Below are 18,422 nucleotides of genomic sequence, written 5' to 3' on the forward strand. Positions count from 1 at the left end.
ATTGATTTTGAGGAAACGCATGGAGGAAACATGCCCGGCATTCTGGAGCAATTGGAAACGCGGCGACAAGAGGCGCGGCTCGGCGGCGGCGTCAAGCGCATCGATGCGCAGCATGCCAAGGGCAAGCTGACGGCACGCGAGCGCATCGACGTGCTCCTGGATGAAGGTTCCTTTGAGGAATACGACATGTATGTCACCCACCGGGCGGTGGATTTCGGCATGGCGGAGCAGAAGGTGGCGGGCGACGGCGTCGTGACCGGCTGGGGCACCATCAATGGCCGGCAGGTCTATGTGTTTTCGCAGGATTTTACCGTGCTCGGCGGCTCGCTCTCGGAAACCCACGCGCAGAAAATCTGCAAGATCATGGATATGGCGGTCCGCAACGGCGCGCCTGTTATCGGGCTCAACGACAGCGGCGGCGCGCGTATTCAGGAGGGCGTGGCCTCGCTTGGCGGTTATGCCGATGTCTTCAAGCGCAATGTCGTCGCCTCCGGCGTCGTGCCGCAAATCTCCGTCATCATGGGGCCTTGTGCGGGTGGTGCGGTTTATTCGCCTGCCATGACCGATTTCATCTTCATGGTGCGCGATACCTCCTACATGTTCGTGACAGGGCCGGATGTGGTGAAGACGGTGACGAACGAGATCGTCACCGCCGAAGAACTTGGCGGGGCCTCCACCCATACAAAAAAATCCTCCGTTGCCGATGGCGCTTACGAAAACGACATCGAGACGCTGGAACATTTGCGGCTGCTGTTCGATTTCCTGCCGCTCAACAATCGCGAAAAGCCGCCGGTGCGGCCGTTCCACGACGACCCGGCGCGGCTGGAATCGCGGCTCGATACGCTGATCCCCGACAGTTCCAACAAGCCCTATGACATGAAGGAGCTGATCCACGCGCTGGCAGACGAGGGAGATTTCTTCGAGTTGCAGGAGGCCTTCGCCCGAAACATCATCACCGGCTTCATCCGTCTCGAAGGCCAGACGGTCGGCGTCGTCGCCAACCAGCCGATGGTCCTGGCCGGCTGCCTCGATATCGACAGTTCGCGCAAGGCCGCCCGTTTCGTGCGCTTCTGCGATGCCTTCAATATTCCGCTGCTGACGCTGGTGGATGTGCCGGGCTTCCTGCCGGGAACCGCGCAGGAATATGGCGGCGTCATCAAGCACGGCGCGAAACTTCTCTTCGCCTATTCCGAGGCGACGGTGCCGATGGTGACGCTGATTACCCGCAAGGCCTATGGCGGTGCTTATGACGTGATGGCCTCCAAACATATCGGCGCGGACGTGAATTACGCCTGGCCGACGGCGGAAATCGCGGTCATGGGCGCGAAGGGAGCGGCGGAAATTCTCTATCGTTCCGAGCTTTCCGATCCAGAAAAGATCGCCGCGCGCACAAGAGAATATGAGGAGCGTTTCGCCAATCCCTTCGTCGCGGCGGAGCGCGGATTTATCGATGAGGTCATCATGCCGCATTCCTCGCGTCGCCGCATCGCGCGCGCGTTTGCGTCCCTGCGCAACAAGAACGTGGAAACCCGCTGGAAGAAACACGACACCATCCCGCTCTGATCTGCTGAAGGGCTGGAAAAATGCTTCGGCCACCTTACTATATGGATGTTCAGGCGCCCGGATGTCCGGATGTCTTCCCGAAACGCACAAGGACCCATTTTCATGGCCGAAAATTCCTCTGCTGATAATTTCCCCGCCGGATATGAACCGCCCAAGGTCTGGACCTGGGAAAAGGGCAATGGCGGCCAGTTCGCCAATATCAACCGGCCTATCGCCGGCCCGACCCATGAAAAGGAACTTCCCGTCGGCAAGCATCCGCTGCAGCTTTATTCGCTGGCGACGCCGAATGGCCAGAAGGTCACCATCATGCTGGAAGAATTGCTGGCTGCCGGCCACAAGGGGGCAGACTATGATGCCTGGCTGATCAAGATCGGCGAAGGCGACCAGTTCGGTTCCGGTTTCGTCGGTGTCAATCCGAATTCCAAGATCCCGGCGCTGATGGATCATTCGACCCCTGAACCGACGCGGGTCTTTGAAAGCGGCTCCATCCTCGTTTACCTCGCGGAAAAATTCGGCGCTTTCCTGCCGAAAGAGGGCAATGCACGCACGCAGGCGCTGAACTGGCTGTTCTGGCAGATGGGCTCTGCCCCCTTCCTCGGCGGTGGTTTCGGCCATTTTTATGCCTACGCGCCGATCAAGATCAAATATGCGATCGACCGTTACGCCATGGAAGTCAAACGGCAGCTTGATGTGCTGGATCGTCATCTTGCTGAGAATCGTTATCTCGCCGGATCGGAATATACGATTGCCGACATGGCCGTGTGGCCGTGGTATGGCAAAATCGCGCTGGGTCAGGCCTATGGCGATGCGGGTGCTTTCCTTGAAGCCGATGGCTACAAGAACGTCATGCGCTGGACGCTGGAAATCGGCGGACGCCCTGCTGTCAAACGCGGCGTGATCGTCAACAAGACCTCCGGCGATCCGTCCGAACAATTGCATGAACGCCACGACGCCTCCGACTTCGACACGAAGACGCAGGACAAGATCGGCAAGGCATAATGAAAGACTAGAGCGCTTCTGGTTTTAATGGACCATGAAAGCGCTCTAATTATTTGAACTACGCATTGTCCGCAGGTAAAGGCGAACCCGCTTTTACTGGAAATGCTTTTCGAAGGACAAAAAATGGCGAACCTGCCCGAAATGACCAAACACAAGGGGTTTCCCTCCGGCATGCCAAGCACGGGCGTCCAGTTCACCATCCGCCGCGCCAATCCCAAGGGGGTCACGCCTATCAAGATGATACCTCGCAGGGCGCGCGACGATTCCAAGGAGCATCGCATCGATGCTGCCTTTCTGCACTCGCTCTGGCACCATTTCGGTGCCGAGCCCTTCGAGCGCGGCAATCTCGATGCCGCCCGCCTCAACCTGCTTTTCGGCCGCGAGGTGGTGCCGGCGGAGAAGAATTTCGACCCTGTTTCCTATCAGGCGATGCTCGTCATAGACGAACGCGTCGCCCGGCAGAGTTTCCCGGAGTCCTTCGAGAATTTCTTCGAGATCTGAGGACGTATTAAGGGTTTGTGCTGAGGGAAGAGGGGCAACAACCGCATGATCAAGAAAATCCTCATCGCCAATCGCGGCGAGATCGCCTGCCGGGTCATCAAGACGGCGAAGAAGATGGGCATCGCCACCGTTGCGGTTTATTCGGATGCCGATGCCAATGCGCTGCATGTGAGACAAGCAGATGAGGCCGTTCATATCGGCCCGGCACCCTCGTCACAGTCCTATATCGTCATCGACAAGATCCTTGAGGCGATCAAGACGACCGGGGCGGATGCGGTCCATCCGGGCTACGGCTTCCTGTCGGAAAACGCTGCCTTTGCGCAGGCGCTGGAAAAGGCGGGTGTCGTTTTTATCGGTCCGCCCGTCGGCGCGATCGAGGCCATGGGTGACAAGATCACCTCCAAGAAACTGGCGGCGAAAGCCGGCGTTTCCACCGTTCCCGGCCATATGGGGCTGATCGAGGATGCGGATGAGGCGGTCAAGATCGCGTCCCAGATTGGGTATCCCGTCATGATCAAGGCTTCTGCCGGTGGCGGTGGCAAGGGTATGCGCATCGCATTTAATGATGCCGAAGCGCGCGAGGGATTTCAGTCCTCCAAAAACGAAGCGAAATCCTCTTTTGGTGACGATCGCATCTTCATCGAAAAATTCGTCACCCAGCCGCGCCATATCGAAATTCAGGTGCTAGGCGACAAGCACGGGAATATCCTTTATCTCGGGGAGCGCGAATGCTCGATCCAGCGGCGCAACCAGAAAGTCATCGAGGAAGCGCCGTCGCCCTTTCTGGATGAAGCGACTCGGCATGCCATGGGCGAGCAGGCCGTGGCGCTGGCGAGCGCCGTCGGCTACCATTCGGCTGGCACGGTGGAATTCATCGTCGATGGCGAACGCAACTTCTATTTCCTCGAAATGAACACCCGTTTGCAGGTGGAACATCCGGTGACGGAACTGGTCACGGGCGTCGATCTGGTAGAACAGATGATCCGTGTGGCCTCGGGTGAAAAACTGTCCTTCGGACAGGCGGATGTGAAGCTGAACGGTTGGGCGATCGAAAGCCGGCTTTATGCCGAAGACCCCTATCGCAACTTCCTGCCCTCGATTGGCCGGCTGACGCGTTATCGCCCGCCGCAGGAAGGTGCGCAGGAGAACGGAACGGTCATCCGCAACGATACCGGTGTTTTCGAAGGCGGCGAAATTTCGATGTATTACGATCCGATGATCGCCAAGCTGTGCAGCTGGGGCAAGGATCGGACGACCGCCATCCATGCCATGGGAGAGGCATTGGATCGTTTTGAGGTTGAAGGCATTGGCCACAATCTGCCGTTTCTCTCCGCCGTCATGCAGCATGAGCGCTTTCGCTCTGGCAGGCTGACGACGGGCTTTATTGCGGAAGAGTTCCCGGAAGGCTTTTCCGGCGTCGAGCCGGATGAGGCCGCCGCGCGCAAGCTTTCCGCCATTGCCGCCATCATCAATCAGCGCCTGCAGAACCGCGCGGTGGAGATTTCCGGCACCATCGGCAATCACCGCCGCATCGTCGGTGGTGACTGGGTGGTTTCGTTTGGGGCGTTCCGCCATGGGGTCAGCGTCGAAACCGGTGCGGATGGTACGGCGGTCCGTTTTGAGGATGGGATGGCGCTGACCATCGATACCGGCTGGCGTCCCGGCCAAAGCCTTGGCCTGTTCACGGTGGCGGGCGAGGTCATCGCCGCCAAGGTCGATCTTGCGGGTGCTGCGGTTCGCCTGCGCTGGCGCGGCATGGATGTTCTCGCCCGCGTGCGCAGCCCGCGCGTGGCGGAGCTCGCGCTGCTGATGCCGGAAAAACTACCGCCGGATACCTCGAAACTGCTGCTCTGCCCCATGCCCGGTGTCATTACCGGTATCTCGGTGGGTGAGGGTGACGAGGTGGAGGCCGGGCAGGCGCTGGCGACGGTGGAGGCCATGAAGATGGAAAACATCCTGCGCGCGGAAAAACGCGGCCGTGTTGTGAGAGTGGCGGCAAAACCGGGCGACAGCCTCGCGGTGGACGAGGTCATTCTCGAGTTCGAGTAACGCTGCTGCCGTTTCTTCGGAACGCAAGCGGGCCGCAGCGGTTTATGGGCACGGGGTAGATCGTTCGATTTTCGTCATGATCACCCGCCAGAATGCTAAAGCGAAATGCAAAAGGGGAGAGATGCATGTCGGGTGAAAAAACGGTGCGAGATTGGCTTCACCTTGCTGAAAAGGAGCTGAAGCGCTCACCGGACACACTCGTCTGGCACACGCCCGAAGGTATCGAGGTCAAGGCGCTTTACACAGCTGACGATCTCCAGAAGATCTCCCATCTCGACAGCCTGCCGGGATTTGCCCCTTTCACCCGCGGTCCGCGCGCCACCATGTATGCCGGACGGCCCTGGACCATCCGTCAATATGCCGGTTTTTCCACCGCGGAAGCCTCCAATGCCTTTTACCGCAAGGCGCTGGCCGCCGGTCAGCAGGGCGTTTCCGTCGCCTTCGATCTCGCCACCCATCGCGGTTATGACAGCGACCATCCGCGCGTGGAGGGCGATGTCGGCAAGGCGGGCGTTGCGATCGATAGTGTCGAGGACATGAAAACCCTGTTCGACGGCATCCCGCTCGAAAAGGTCTCGGTGTCCATGACGATGAATGGCGCGGTCATTCCCGTGCTTGCCAATTTCATCGTTGCGGGCGAGGAACAGGGCGTTCCGCGTGCAGCGCTTTCCGGCACCATCCAGAACGATATCCTCAAGGAGTTCATGGTCCGCAACACCTATATCTATCCGCCGGAACCCTCGATGCGGATCATCGCCGATATCATCGAATATACGGCGAGGGAGATGCCGAAATTCAATTCCATTTCCATTTCCGGCTATCACATGCAGGAAGCCGGGGCGACGCTGGTGCAGGAGCTTGCCTTCACACTCGCGGACGGCCGTGAATATGTGCGGGCGGCGCTGGCCAAGGGGCTGAATGTTGACGATTTTGCCGGCCGCCTGTCTTTCTTTTTCGCCATCGGCATGAATTTCTTCATGGAAGCGGCCAAGCTGCGCGCTGCGCGCCTGCTGTGGTCACGCATCATGGAGGAATTCAAGCCGCAAAAGGCGTCCTCGCTGATGTTGCGCACCCATTGCCAGACATCGGGCGTCTCGCTTCAGGAGCAGGACCCCTATAACAACATCGTCCGCACTGCCTTCGAGGCCATGTCCGCCGTGCTCGGCGGCACGCAATCGCTGCACACCAATTCGTTTGATGAGGCGATTGCCCTGCCGACGGAATTTTCTGCCCGTATTGCCCGCAACACGCAGCTTATCCTCCAGCACGAAACCGGCGTCACCAGGGTCGTCGATCCCTTGGCCGGTTCCTATTATGTCGAAAGCCTGACGAATGAACTGGCCGAGAAGGCCTGGGCGTTGATCGAGGAGGTCGAGACGCTTGGCGGCATGACCAAGGCGGTGGCGGAAGGCCTGCCGAAACGGCTGATCGAAGAGGCCGCGACACGCCGGCAGGCGGCGGTGGACAAGGGCGAGGAGGTGATCGTCGGCGTCAACCGTTACCGGCTGGAAACGGAAGAGGATATTGATGTTCTCGATATCGATAACGCGGCGGTGCGTGCGGCACAGATCCGCCGCATCGAGGACACGCGCCGTCGCCGCGATGGCAAGGATGTGACCGCCGCTTTGCAGGCGCTCTCGGAGGTGGCTCGCAGCGGCAAGGGCAATATTCTCGAAGCCGCCGTTGTCGCGGCTCGTGCACGCGCCACAGTGGGAGAAATTTCCGATGCGTTGCGCGTGGCCTTCGGCGACCACGCCGCCGTGCCTGAGGTGGTGAGCGATATCTACGGCGAGGCCTACAAGGATGAACCGGAGCTGGCCACGCTTGCCACCCGTCTCTCCGGGGTTGCCGAAAGGATCGGCACCAAACCGCGTATCATGGTCGCCAAGCTCGGGCAGGACGGGCATGATCGTGGCGCAAAGGTCATTGCGTCTGCCTTCGGCGATATCGGTTTCGACGTGCTGGCCGGTCCCCTGTTCCAGACCCCGGCGGAGGCAGCCGAGCTTGCCCTTGAGAACAAGGTGCATGTGGTCGGCATGTCGTCGCTCGCCGCAGGACACAAGACGCTTGCGCCGCAGCTGGTCGAGGCGTTGAAACAGAAGGGCGCAGAAGACATCATCGTTGTTGTCGGTGGGGTCATTCCGCGCCAGGATTATCAGTTCCTGCTCGACCACGGTGTCTCGGCCATCTTCGGCCCCGGCACCAATGTCATGGATGCGGCCAACAAGGTGCTCGATTTGCTCGAGGGCATTAGGCGAAATGCGTGAGGGGTCGGCGAGCATGTTCGGAAGATTGAACCACGTTGCCCTTGCGGTGCCTGATCTCAATGCCGCCGTTTCGCGATACAGGGCGCTCGGCGCACGGGTTTCCGAGCCGCAATCGCTGCCGGAACATGGTGTGACGGTGGTGTTTATTCAGGCTGAGAACACCAAGATCGAACTTCTTCACCCGCTCGGGGAAAACTCGCCGATTACCGCTTTTCTCAAACGCAATCCTGGCGGCGGCACCCATCACCTCTGCTTCGAGGTGTCGGATATTCTGGCGGCGCGCGACGACCTCATCCAAAAAGGCGTCCGTATTCTCGGCGATGGCACACCAAAGATCGGCGCGCACGGCAATCCCGTTCTTTTCCTGCATCCGAAGGATATGGGCGGGGTGCTTTACGAGCTCGAGCAGGTTTCTCGGACACACGGCTGAAACATAAATCTCCTAGTTGGCTGACTATGTGAAGCGACGCTCACGGTGGTGCTTTCACTTGCGCCTTCATGGTTCGTTTGTTTTCTTTTGACATTCGTTTTATTTTCGTTTTTATTGAATTGTCTTTCCATAACGGGTTTTTCCCTTGCATTGTCGCGGAGGCTCCATGTCCGGCGAAAACATTTTTGATCTTTTTGTCATCGGCGGCGGCATTAATGGCTGCGGCATTGCCCGCGATGCGGTGGGCAGGGGGTATTCAGTGGCGCTTGCGGAAAAGGGCGACTTTGCCTCCGGCACGTCTTCTGCCGCCACCAAGCTCATTCATGGTGGCTTGCGTTATCTCGAACATTACGAATTCCGCCTGGTGCGCGAGGCGCTGATGGAGCGGGAAATCCTGTGGGCCATGGCGCCGCATGTCATCTGGCCCATGCGTTTCGTTCTGCCCATGCAGAAGGGCGGCGTGCGTCCATCATGGATGGTCCGGCTTGGCCTGTTTCTTTATGACAATCTCGGCGGCCGAAAGCTCTTGCCGCCGACGCGCACGCTCGATCTTCGCAAGGATCCGGCTGGCAAGCCGCTGAAGCCTGTTTTCGCCAAGGCTTTCGAATATTCCGACGGCTGGGTGGATGATGCCCGTTTCGTCGTTCTCAATGCACGCGATGCGGCTAATCGCGGCGCAACGATCATGAACCGCACGCGGGTGGTTTCGGCGCGGCGTGAAGGCGGGCTTTGGCTCATCGAGACACTGGACGAAAAAACCGGCCGGGCGGCCACACACAGGGCTCGCATGCTGGTCAATGCGGCCGGCCCCTGGGTGGACAATGTGCTGTCCGGTGTCTTCGGGCGCAACGATGTCCACAATGTCCGCCTTGTGCAGGGCAGCCATATCATCGTGCGCCGGAAGTTTTCCGATCCGCGCGCCTATTTCTTCCAGAACCCTGATAACCGCATCATCTTCGCCATCCCCTATGAGCGGGATTTCACGCTGATCGGCACCACGGATCGCGACTACAAGGGCGATCCGGCCAAGGTGCGTATTTCCGAAGAAGAGATTTCCTATCTCTGCAATGCGGCCAGCGACTATTTCAGCGAGCCGGTGCGCCCGGAAGATATCGTCTGGACCTATTCCGGCGTGCGACCGCTCTTTGACGATGGCGCCTCGAAAGCGCAGGAAGCCACCCGCGATTACGTGCTGAAGGTGGAGGAGGCAGAGGGCGAAGCGCCGCTCCTCAACATCTTCGGCGGCAAGCTGACCACCTATCGGCGGCTGGCGGAACATGCGCTGGAAAAAATCGGTGCCGCAATCGGTGAAAAGGGCAAGCCGTGGACAGCGGGATCCCACCTGCCGGGCGGCGATTTCGGTGCGCAGCGATTTGACGCGCAGGTGAAGACGCTGCTCTCGCGTTATTCCTTCCTGGATGAACGCCATGCCGAGCGGCTCGTCAAAAACTACGGCACGAAGGCAGCGGCCCTGCTCGGATCCGCCACAGATGTTTCCGGCCTCGGCCGGCATTTTGGCGGCACTCTTTACGAGTGCGAAGTGCGCTGGCTGGTGGAGAATGAATGGGCTTTTTCGGCCGAGGATATTCTCTGGCGCCGCACAAAGCAGGGCCTGCGTTTGAGCAAGGACGAGGCGGCCGCGCTGGACGAATTCGTGGCCGAGCTGACAGGTGTCAGAGAAAATCCGGAAGCGATGGCGCAGCGCGCCTGAACACCCGTCGGCTGCCTTCTCAGCCCGCCGAATTCCGCATCGGTTTCTGAGCGCCTTCGGCGCTCAGAACATAATCGTCAGCGGCGGAAAGCGCATGTTCCATGTGGCCCTCGAACACCAGTTCAGGCTCGTTGGGGGCGATGGCAATTTTTGGCATACCGCCGAAACGGACGGCTTGGGATTGCGCAAGGCCGTCGCGCAGGCCGCTTTCCAGAAGATCGAAGTAACGTGTGCCGGGTCCGGTGATGAAAACCGGCATATGGCCGTGCAGGCTGAAAAGGCGCGAAAGGCCGTTGCCCAGTGCAAGTCCGGCGGTGCGGAAAGCGAAACGTGCCATGCGCGCACCGGCGCGGGCGGAGGCGGCGATCTTGTCCACCTCGGCAATCGGTACGAATTTTGCGGGCTCCGCCTGCGGCGGGGCTTCGAAAGCCGAGCGCAGGATCGCGTAGAAGCCCGAATAGGCCTCGATACAGCCTCTGGTGCCGCAGCGGCACAAAGCGCCATCGGCAAGATGCAGCATATGGCCGAAATTGGGAGCGCTGACTTCGATTGCACCGTTTATGGAACGGGCAATGCCGAGGCCGATGCTGTGGCCGAGCGACAGCGTGACGAGGGCTTCCGGGGCTATCTCGTCTTTCGCATGTTCCCGCATCCAGATCGCCTTGGCGGCAAGCAGGGTTTCATTGTTGAGCGTCACGCGCGTGCGCCCATCCACCGATATCAGCTGCTGGAAGTCGACCTTTTCATCTCCGAGGACCGGCGACCAGAGAAGCGTCGCCGTTGCCGCATCCACCAACCCCTTGCTGCTGATCGAGACCTGCAGGATACGGTGGCGGTCAATGCGCGAGCGATCGGCGAGCCTCGCAAGGCCGGCCAGGACCGCGCCGCCGAACCTGCCTTTCTCAGTCGTCATCCTCTGTTCCGTAAAGCGATCCACTAGCTTGCCGGCATAATCGACCAGCGAATACTGCACGCTGTCGGACGAGATGATGATGATGGCGACGTGGCAGAAGGCGCCATCAGGTGCGAAGAGAATGCGCGGCCGCCCGCGGCCCGCAGCGGCGATCTGTTCCTTGCGCAGGATGAGGCCGGTCCGCTCCAGATCGGTGGTGATGACGGAGACGGTGGCGGAGGCGAGCCCGGTAAAGGACGACATCGCCGTGTGGGACAGGCTGCCGTGAAGGCGCAGCGCCGCCATCACCGACAGGCTGTTTTTCTGGCGCACCAGTTCCGTGCTTGCAATGGCGGACATGGGCTGGGGCATGCTCCCTGAACGGCTTTTTTCCTGTCGTGTTTATCCCCTCTGATGGCGCATACCACGGAAAGGATCAAGGCACCCGGATGCTGCCCGCAGCCGTTGTTGACAGCATAGGGAATCTCTGACATTAATTTTCTCGACTGTCGAGAAAATTGTGAAACCACAGAGACCGGCAGCTTTTTCCGGGCGTTTCCCCCACATGGAGGTGTGAGGCTGCGCCCTTACCGGGAGGACATCATGAATTCATTTGCCAAGCTTTTGGCGGGTACGGCCGTACTCGTTTCCCTGCATACCGCTGCTATTGCGGCTGATCTTGTCGTTGGCGTTTCCTGGTCGAATTTCCAGGAAGAACGCTGGAAGACGGACGAGGCAGCCATCAAGTCGGCGCTCGACAAGGCCGGTGCGAAATACATTTCCGCCGATGCGCAATCGTCTGCCGCAAAGCAGCTGACCGACGTGGAATCGCTGATTTCCCAGGGCGCCAATGCGCTGATCATCCTGGCGCAGGACAGCGACGCGATTGGCCCTGCTGTTGAAAAGGCTGTCGCAGAGGGTATTCCGGTCGTCGGTTATGACCGCCTGATCGAAAACAAGAACGCCTTCTACATCACCTTCGACAATAAGGAAGTCGGTCGCCTGCAGGCTGCCGAAGTCTTCAAGGTCAAGCCGGAAGGCAACTACGTCTTCATCAAGGGTTCGTCTTCCGATCCGAATGCCGACTTCCTTTTTGCCGGTCAGCAGGAAGTGCTGAAGAAGGCAATCGACGCCGGCAAGATCAAGAATGTCGGCGAAGCCTATACCGATGGCTGGAAGCCGGAAAATGCCCAGAAGAACATGGAACAGTTCCTGACCAAGAATAACAACAAGGTCGATGCTGTCGTCGCGTCGAACGACGGCACGGCCGGTGGCGCAATCGCCGCTCTTGCCGCGCAAGGCCTTGCAGGTTCAGTCCCCGTGTCCGGTCAGGATGCGGACTTCGCCGCGCTCAACCGCGTTGCGCTCGGCACGCAGACGGTATCTGTCTGGAAGGACAGCCGTGAACTCGGCAAGGAAGCAGCCGGCATCGCGCTTGCGCTGGCCGGTGGCAAGAAGATGACGGAGATCAAGGGCGTCACCGCCTTTGACGGCGGCCCGAAGAAGGTGACGATGCAATCTGTCTTCCTCAAGCCGATCGCCATCACCAAGGACAATCTGAACGTCGTCATCGACGCCGGCTGGATCAAGAAGGAAACGGCCTGCCAGGGTGTAAAGGCCGGATCCGTCAAGGCCTGCAACTGAGACCGGTAGGTTGATGTTTGGGCGCCGCGCCACGGCATGTGGCGCGGCGCTTTCCAGATGTAAGGAGGACCGGCAGTCCATGGCCGACATGACACAATCCAATTCCACAGCGTCCCCCAAGACGGAAAAGACGGGCTCGATCTCGCGCTTCATCAATGCCACCGAGCTTGATACCCGGCTGCTCGGCATGGTCTTCGCGCTTCTTCTGATCTGGATCGGGTTTCACATTCTCTCGGGTGGGCTTTTCCTGACGCCGAGAAATCTCTGGAACCTCTCCGTCCAGACTGCGTCCGTCGCCGTGATGGCGACAGGCATGGTCCTCGTCATCGTCACCCGCAATATCGACCTGTCGGTCGGGTCGATCCTTGGTTTTTCCGGCATGATCATGGGTGTCATGCAGGCGGAAATTCTGCCGCAGATACTCGGTTTCGAACATTGGGCGACATGGATCGTCACGCTTCTGGTCGGCATTCTCGTGGGTGGCGCGATCGGCATGCTGCAAGGCTCGATCATCGCCTTCCTGAATGTGCCGTCTTTCATCGTCACGCTTGGCGGTCTGCTGGTATGGCGTGGCGGAACATGGTTCGTCACCAGTGGCCGCACCGTTGCACCGATGGATTCTACCTTCCGCCTGATGGGCGGCGGCACCAGTGGTTCGATCGGCGCGACATGGAGCTGGATTGCAGCCATTGTCGCCTGCGTCGCCATCGTTGCGGCAATTCTGAATTCGCGCCATCAGCGCCGCCGTTTCGGCTTTCCGCTGCGGCCGGTTTGGGCGGAATATTTTCTGGTTGCGCTCGGCTGCTTCGTCGTCGTCGGTTTCGTGGCTGTCGTCAACAGCTACCCGTGGCCGGTCAACATCGCCCGCAACTATGCCGATGCTAACGGCGTTGCCTGGCCTGACGGCGGCCTGTTCATTCCGCACGGCATTGCCATTCCGGTGCTGATGGCGCTTGCCGTCGGTGCTGTCATGACCTTCATCGCGACACGGCTGCGTTTTGGCCGCTACGTCTTCGCCATCGGCGGCAACCCGGAAGCGGCGGAACTCGCCGGCATCAAGACCCGCTGGGTCACGGTGAAGATTTTTACGCTGATGGGCGTTCTCTGCGCCATCGCGGCGGCAATCTCCACGGCTCGTCTCAATGCGGCCACCAATGCCCAGGGTGAACTCGACGAACTTTATACCATCGCGGCGGCGGTCATCGGCGGCACCTCGCTTGCCGGCGGCGTCGGCACAATAGCGGGTGCGATGCTCGGTGCGCTCGTCATGCAATCGCTGCAATCCGGCATGGTGCTCGTGGGCATCGATACGCCCTTCCAGCGCATCGTCGTCGGTGTGGTCCTGGTCGTCGCCGTCTGGCTCGACACCATCTACCGCGCCCGCGCCAAGTAAGAACCGAGGAGAACCCCAATGACGGAACAAGTCACGCCCCTCGTGGAAATGCGCAATATTTCCATTTCCTTCGGCGGTATCCATGCGGTGGAAAACGCCTCAGTCGATCTTTTCCCCGGCGAGGTGGTCGCCCTTCTTGGCCACAACGGCGCAGGCAAATCGACGCTCATCAAGATATTGTCCGGTGCATACCGGCGGGATGGGGGCGAAATCCTCATCAATGGCGAGGATGCGGATATCCGAAATCCCCGCGACGCGAAGAAATACGGCATTGAAACCATCTACCAGACGCTGGCGGTGGCGGATAATGTCGATGCGGCGGCCAATCTCTATCTCGGACGCGAGCTGAAGACGAAGTGGGGCACGCTTGACGATGTCGCCATGGAAGCCTCGGCCCGTGAGGTGATGGGTCGTCTCAACCCCAATTTCCGGCGGTTCAAGGAGCCGGTAAAGGCGCTCTCGGGCGGTCAGCGCCAGTCCGTCGCCATTGCCCGCGCCATTCTGTTTGATGCCCGCATCCTCATCATGGACGAGCCGACGGCTGCACTCGGGCCGCAGGAAACGGCGCAGGTGGGCGATCTCGTCAAGGAGCTGAAACGGCAGGGCATCGGTATCTTCCTCATCAGCCACGATATCCACGATGTCTTCGATCTGGCTGACCGGGTCTTCGTCATGAAGAACGGCAAGGTGGTTGGCCATGCGCGGACCGAGGATGTCACCAAGGACGAGGTTCTCGGCATGATCATTCTGGGCAAGGTGCCGCCGGGTGCGGTGGCGGGTCCGGGCGCGGTCGTTGCCTGACGACAGGAGTTCGTCGTCTTTACTTCCAATATAAATCGAGGCCCGGTAAAAACCGGGCCTCGACAAATGCTGGGAACAAAAGTTCCTGGAGTTGACTAAAAAATATATGCGTCCGGTGTGTTTCAGCCCAGCCGGAACCGCAGACGAAAAATGTCTGCGGCTCTGCGCAATTGCAGACGCGGTCGTTAAAAAGCGATGTTTTAATGGAGTTCGGCGTGTGCGAAACCGCTGCCGTTCATTTCTGCGCCGGCCGGTAGCGAGCCATGCTGATTGATGTCCTGGGCCAGCGACAGCAATGCCATTTCCAGGAAATAGGTCGACATGCCCAGTTCCAGAGATTTGGAGCGCTGGCAAAGATAGGAGACCATCCGCCCAAGCGCCAGAATCTCGTCTGCATTGTCCTGTTCAAGTATTGCTGCGGTAGACGCCACCATGATTCCCTCTCGACAGTCGACAGTATGAAAACGCGTTGATCTCGCGTTGTTCATTTTCGACCACATCGAGCGTCACGCGAGCGTCACACCTGCGTCAATCGTCGCTTTTGTCCGTGGGCGTGCCGGGATTTTCCGCCGTTTCACTCGCTGCGAGTGATGTCACGAGGGCAACGATGCTTCTGCGCACGGCCGAGCTCTTGATGCGTGAAAAGGCCTGGTTGAGCGAAAACCCTTCATTCGAGGCCACGAAGGTCTGCATGGCATTGATCGTGCCGAGCGCAGGGTTGGCGCCTCCGCCATCAGGGGTGACGTTGGCGAACAGAGAGCTGACCTCAACGCCGAGGATCGACGCAATGGCCTGCAGACGGGACGCGCCGACGCGGTTGGCGCCTTTTTCGTACTTCTGGACCTGCTGGAAGGTGATACCCAATCGCCCGGCCAGCGCACTCTGACTCATGCCGAGCGATTTGCGGCGCATTCTGATCTGCGCGCCCACATGGACATCGATCGGGCTGGGTAGTTTGGCTTGCATTACAACTTCCTCCTATGTGAGGTTCTTTAATTCGATGATTGTCAATTAATATTGTTGAAGGTACATATTCAATACAATTTCCACGGGTATTGTGAACCTTTATTGACAAAACGCCAGGGTTTTTCATTCATAATCTTGTGTCCGGATCACGATCTACGATCTTTATTGCACAGCGCAATGCGCCGTTGCGGCTCGAGAGGTTGCTCCATCCGGCCACACCGATTGGCTGAAAGCCCAGCCCGCACCAGATTTTCCGGTTCACCGCGTCGAACTCCTCAAGCGTCTCGGTATCGCCAAAATGTGGAATCCAGACGAATGGTCGTTTCTGACCGGAACGTGTGACATTTTCAAGAACGACATTGTTGTAAAGTCTGGGCAGGCATTTATTGTTATCGATAGCGGGCGCCACCGGAATGGGGTTGCGTTCAATCGCAAAACCTTGCCGTGCAAGCGAGAGGGCTGAAGCGTCGAGTTTTCGTTTCAGCTCGGTTGCGGCGCGGACATTGCATCCGCTGTGCGCGACGGGGTCGGCGACGAGCAGGAGCGGACGGCCACTCCGTTCGAGACCGGTGACGGAAACGAACTGATCGACATGGAAGCCGCATTGGTGCGTCTTTCCCTCGAGTGCTGCCGGGTCGAGCTGGACTGCCAAAAGATCGAGAGGGGCATTGTCGAGGTCTTGCGGCCGATATCCGAAACTGTGCACGCTTCTGCCGTCGAGAGCCTGAATTTTTTGCCGTCGATTTGCGGAGCCTGCCACTGGCCGCCTGATCCCACTATCATCCACGAGGCTGGAGTGGCCGATCAGCCGAAAATTCGGCCCGACAAGCTGGTTTCCTCCTGCCAGGGTCACATCCGCATGCGTGACTGCCGCGCCGAGATGCGCGGCCAGACCAGAGCCGACGATATTTCCCGCCGCAGGGACAAGTTCCGGTCCAACTCCGCGTCCGCGATCCCTTGTCCGCACATGAAACATGTCCTGTATCCACGGATGCGGGATGTTTTCGGATCCAGAAAGGGAAACTAGTTCGGTGATGCAAGAGATTAGCAGGCCGTCGAGCCAGTTTCGTGCCGAGGCATGAGAGGTGCCGTCGATCACAATAACGGCAATCATGTCAGAAGGCAGGGCCAAGAGCAGGTTGCCGATTGGGAGGAGCGGTGAAACGGTGTTGTCCATCCCGCTTTCTACAAAAAAGGCGGCCGGCAACGCCAGCGCGATCACGCGGATCAAACCGCCGCAATCGGGCACCAGCGGCAGAGGATTGGCGGCGATCATGGGGCGTCTTCCACAGCCATCTGTCGCGCCGTCAATTGCTCGAAAAACAGGGTGTTTTGCAGTTTCCACGATTGCGGTGCCGGAGATGGCAATGGCTCATTCTTGAGCACTGACAGAAGTCTGGTCGCATCGTTTCGTTTGGCGGAGATGGCGTGGGCGGCGAGCAGATGAGCCGTTGCGGTGCTGAGACCCGCATTAGTGGCGACAGCGCGCCAGGTCCTGCGGGTAAAATGCAGGGTGCGGGCGGCAGAGGCCAGCTTGTCGTATTCCTCGGGGGTAATTGCATCACCGCATGCGGCGAGCGTGGCCTCGGCATCGACCAGCGCGATCGTTAGCGGGCGATAGCCGAGTTCACCGGGCGCGTGGCTTACCGCCACATCCGCATCGGAAACGCGGTGGCCGTCGCGATAGGCCTCGAAGATGTCGCCTATGCCGATCATGCCGAAGGCTTCACATTCCGCCGCCCTTAGAGCACCCATGCTGGCGCCGCCGAAAACGGCAATGCCGTTTGATAAAGCAAACAGGATTTCCTTGTGCCACACAGCCGCGCAATCGCCGTAGAGACCGTCGATCAGCCCGATTGTCCGCGCACCTTGACGCACCGTATCGAGAATATCGCCGCGGGCCGCCGGTGCGCGACAATCGAGGCCGGAGAGATGTTCATCTGCGATGCCGTGGATGGACGGGCCTGCAAAAACCACCGGCTTCATCAAAAACCTCCGAGATTCAGCAGGTGATCGAGCGTGCGCGGCGAGATGTGTTGCAGGCCACCGCCGGCCGGTGCCAGACCGCTTGCCAGAACCCTGATGACATGCAGGCCGGAGACCTTCGTTTCCAGCGGAAAGACATGGATATCCTCGATACCGCGGGCGAAGAGATGTTCTGCCAACTGGCGCCATGACGGAAGAGATGCATCGCTTTCTGGAAAACCGGGATTGGCTGGCATCCGCCGCAGCGGTCGCGCGTCGGAGGCGGGGCGCGATGTGAACAGGTCGCGTTGGTAGCGCAGCGGCGAGAGATCGTCCCTTGCGCCGCTGATGTCGGTCAGCCGTGACTGGATTGCCTCCAGCAGCGCGGCCATCGCCGCGGCAGGGGCGCTCAGGCGGCAGGCGGCACCCGCGGCGCTGCGGGTCGCCGGCCCGTCTGCAGCCTGAAGCGAGCGGGGCAGGCTTGCCATCACCACCGGCACACCAAGCGCATTCGTCAGGTCGAGGAAAGAGGGCGGCAGGCCGATAGTCGAAAGATGTTGAACGAGATCATCCAGGGCCGGGTCTATTCCTGCCGGGAGCAGAAACGGTTGCGGCGCGATCGCGCGCGTTTCGAAGGCATCAACGAGAAAGCTAGCGTCGTTCTCAATGAGTTCGAGCAGGGCATGGAGAACCGCATGGTCATGGTCAAAACCGGCCGCGAGCCCCTGCGAACTCATGCGGAAGGCCCGCCGGTCCCATGGGAAGTCTACACGGAAATCCATGCCGATGAGTTCGTAAGGGGCAAAGACCTCCTGCTGCCGTCGAATGGATGTTCCCTTCACCCAGGCGCGCTCCTTGCGCAGATCGAGAGCGTCCGGATCGACCCGGCCGACGCTTTCGAAGGGAATGAGCGCAACGCCTCTGTTCCGCATCTCCTCTATGGAGCCGAAAGCGGCAACATGCCCACGGGTTTCTTCGGCAACCGCGCCTTCGATCGCCTCCATGATCGCCGACAGCCGGGCCTGTTCGGCAACAAGCCCCTTGCCCTGCGATACGGAGAGGCCGCGTGAATTGGGTCGGGTGGCAAACCAGACCGGGATACCGATAATGTCGAGGCCGGTCACATCGCCGACACGGGTAATCCCGAACCGCCGAAGCAGTCCGGGATCGAAGAATGAGGCGTCTGCATGCCCTGGAGCCGCTGTCGCTGACATGGGAGCATCGACACCGGTCAAGGCACG

General features: G+C 59.7%; 16 protein-coding genes. 10 read left to right on the forward strand and 6 right to left on the reverse strand.

The genetic code is table 11. The features are described from left to right. The first annotated feature begins 30 nt into the window (after window positions 1-30). The 7 genes from ACFVTJ_RS11180 to ACFVTJ_RS11210 all read left to right on the forward strand — a co-directional run bounded on the left by ACFVTJ_RS11180 (window position 31) and on the right by ACFVTJ_RS11210 (window position 9,520). On the forward strand, window positions 31-1,563 hold the full coding sequence (locus ACFVTJ_RS11180) for an acyl-CoA carboxylase subunit beta (protein ID WP_386907305.1): 1,533 nt from the start codon (window positions 31-33) through the stop codon (window positions 1,561-1,563). A 102-nt stretch (window positions 1,564-1,665) separates the two neighbouring features. After that, on the forward strand, window positions 1,666-2,562 hold the full coding sequence (yghU, locus tag ACFVTJ_RS11185) for a glutathione-dependent disulfide-bond oxidoreductase (RefSeq protein ID WP_386907307.1): 897 nt from the start codon (window positions 1,666-1,668) through the stop codon (window positions 2,560-2,562). Between the two features lie 123 nt (window positions 2,563-2,685). Then, window positions 2,686-3,063: a hypothetical protein gene (locus ACFVTJ_RS11190; RefSeq protein WP_386907309.1), complete on the forward strand. Its 378-nt coding sequence runs from the start codon at window positions 2,686-2,688 to the stop codon at window positions 3,061-3,063. Between the two features lie 45 nt (window positions 3,064-3,108). Then, the gene (locus ACFVTJ_RS11195) at window positions 3,109-5,112 is read left to right on the forward strand and encodes an acetyl-CoA carboxylase biotin carboxylase subunit (protein WP_386907310.1); all 2,004 of its coding nucleotides are present in this window, start codon (window positions 3,109-3,111) and stop codon (window positions 5,110-5,112) included. Window positions 5,113-5,237: 125 nt separating this feature from the next. Then, a complete protein-coding gene (gene scpA, locus ACFVTJ_RS11200; protein ID WP_386907312.1) occupies window positions 5,238-7,379 on the forward strand; it encodes a methylmalonyl-CoA mutase in 2,142 nt (713 codons plus the stop codon). A gap of 13 nt (window positions 7,380-7,392) precedes the next feature. Beyond that, the gene (gene mce, locus ACFVTJ_RS11205) at window positions 7,393-7,809 is read left to right on the forward strand and encodes a methylmalonyl-CoA epimerase (RefSeq protein WP_386907314.1); all 417 of its coding nucleotides are present in this window, start codon (window positions 7,393-7,395) and stop codon (window positions 7,807-7,809) included. A 166-nt stretch (window positions 7,810-7,975) separates the two neighbouring features. Then, window positions 7,976-9,520: a glycerol-3-phosphate dehydrogenase gene (locus ACFVTJ_RS11210; RefSeq protein ID WP_386907316.1), complete on the forward strand. Its 1,545-nt coding sequence runs from the start codon at window positions 7,976-7,978 to the stop codon at window positions 9,518-9,520. Window positions 9,521-9,539: 19 nt separating this feature from the next. On the opposite strand, the gene ACFVTJ_RS11215 is transcribed toward ACFVTJ_RS11210, so the two are convergent. Continuing rightward, window positions 9,540-10,772 carry an ROK family protein gene (locus ACFVTJ_RS11215; protein WP_386907318.1) on the reverse strand — a complete coding sequence of 411 codons (1,233 nt, stop codon included), beginning with the start codon at window positions 10,770-10,772 and terminating at the stop codon, window positions 9,540-9,542. Window positions 10,773-11,015: 243 nt separating this feature from the next. Between ACFVTJ_RS11215 and xylF the strand changes: the two genes are divergently transcribed. The 3 genes from xylF to ACFVTJ_RS11230 all read left to right on the forward strand — a co-directional run bounded on the left by xylF (window position 11,016) and on the right by ACFVTJ_RS11230 (window position 14,250). Beyond that, window positions 11,016-12,056, forward strand: a complete 1,041-nt coding sequence (gene xylF / locus ACFVTJ_RS11220) for a D-xylose ABC transporter substrate-binding protein (RefSeq protein ID WP_386907320.1) — start codon at window positions 11,016-11,018, stop codon at window positions 12,054-12,056. A 79-nt stretch (window positions 12,057-12,135) separates the two neighbouring features. After that, window positions 12,136-13,449 carry a sugar ABC transporter permease gene (locus ACFVTJ_RS11225; RefSeq protein WP_386907322.1) on the forward strand — a complete coding sequence of 438 codons (1,314 nt, stop codon included), beginning with the start codon at window positions 12,136-12,138 and terminating at the stop codon, window positions 13,447-13,449. 18 nt (window positions 13,450-13,467) lie between these two features. Next, window positions 13,468-14,250, forward strand: coding sequence for an ATP-binding cassette domain-containing protein (locus ACFVTJ_RS11230; RefSeq protein WP_013761766.1), 783 nt, complete (start codon window positions 13,468-13,470; stop codon window positions 14,248-14,250). Window positions 14,251-14,450: 200 nt separating this feature from the next. Here ACFVTJ_RS11230 and ACFVTJ_RS11235 read toward each other — a convergent pair whose 3' ends face one another. The 5 genes from ACFVTJ_RS11235 to ACFVTJ_RS11255 form a co-directional block, all read right to left on the reverse strand. Further along, window positions 14,451-14,684, reverse strand: a complete 234-nt coding sequence (locus tag ACFVTJ_RS11235; RefSeq protein ID WP_013761765.1) for a hypothetical protein — start codon at window positions 14,682-14,684, stop codon at window positions 14,451-14,453. 94 nt (window positions 14,685-14,778) lie between these two features. Next, entirely contained in the window at window positions 14,779-15,216 is a 438-nt protein-coding gene (locus ACFVTJ_RS11240) for a helix-turn-helix domain-containing protein (protein WP_386907325.1), read from the reverse strand. 127 nt (window positions 15,217-15,343) lie between these two features. After that, window positions 15,344-16,492, reverse strand: a complete 1,149-nt coding sequence (locus ACFVTJ_RS11245) for a hypothetical protein (protein WP_386907327.1) — start codon at window positions 16,490-16,492, stop codon at window positions 15,344-15,346. After that, window positions 16,489-17,202 (reverse strand): TfuA-like protein, encoded by a 714-nt coding sequence (locus tag ACFVTJ_RS11250; RefSeq protein WP_386907329.1) that lies wholly within the window; start codon window positions 17,200-17,202, stop codon window positions 16,489-16,491. The genes ACFVTJ_RS11245 and ACFVTJ_RS11250 overlap by 4 nt, the downstream gene beginning before the upstream one ends. Then, on the reverse strand, window positions 17,202-18,395 hold the full coding sequence (locus ACFVTJ_RS11255; protein WP_386907331.1) for a YcaO-like family protein: 1,194 nt from the start codon (window positions 18,393-18,395) through the stop codon (window positions 17,202-17,204). Before ACFVTJ_RS11255 ends, ACFVTJ_RS11250 begins: the two co-directional genes overlap by 1 nt. Between the last annotated feature and the right edge of the window lie 27 nt (window positions 18,396-18,422).

It is taken from the genome of Agrobacterium sp. NPDC058088 (assembly GCF_042885035.1).
Classification (GTDB): Bacteria; Pseudomonadota; Alphaproteobacteria; order Rhizobiales; family Rhizobiaceae; genus Agrobacterium.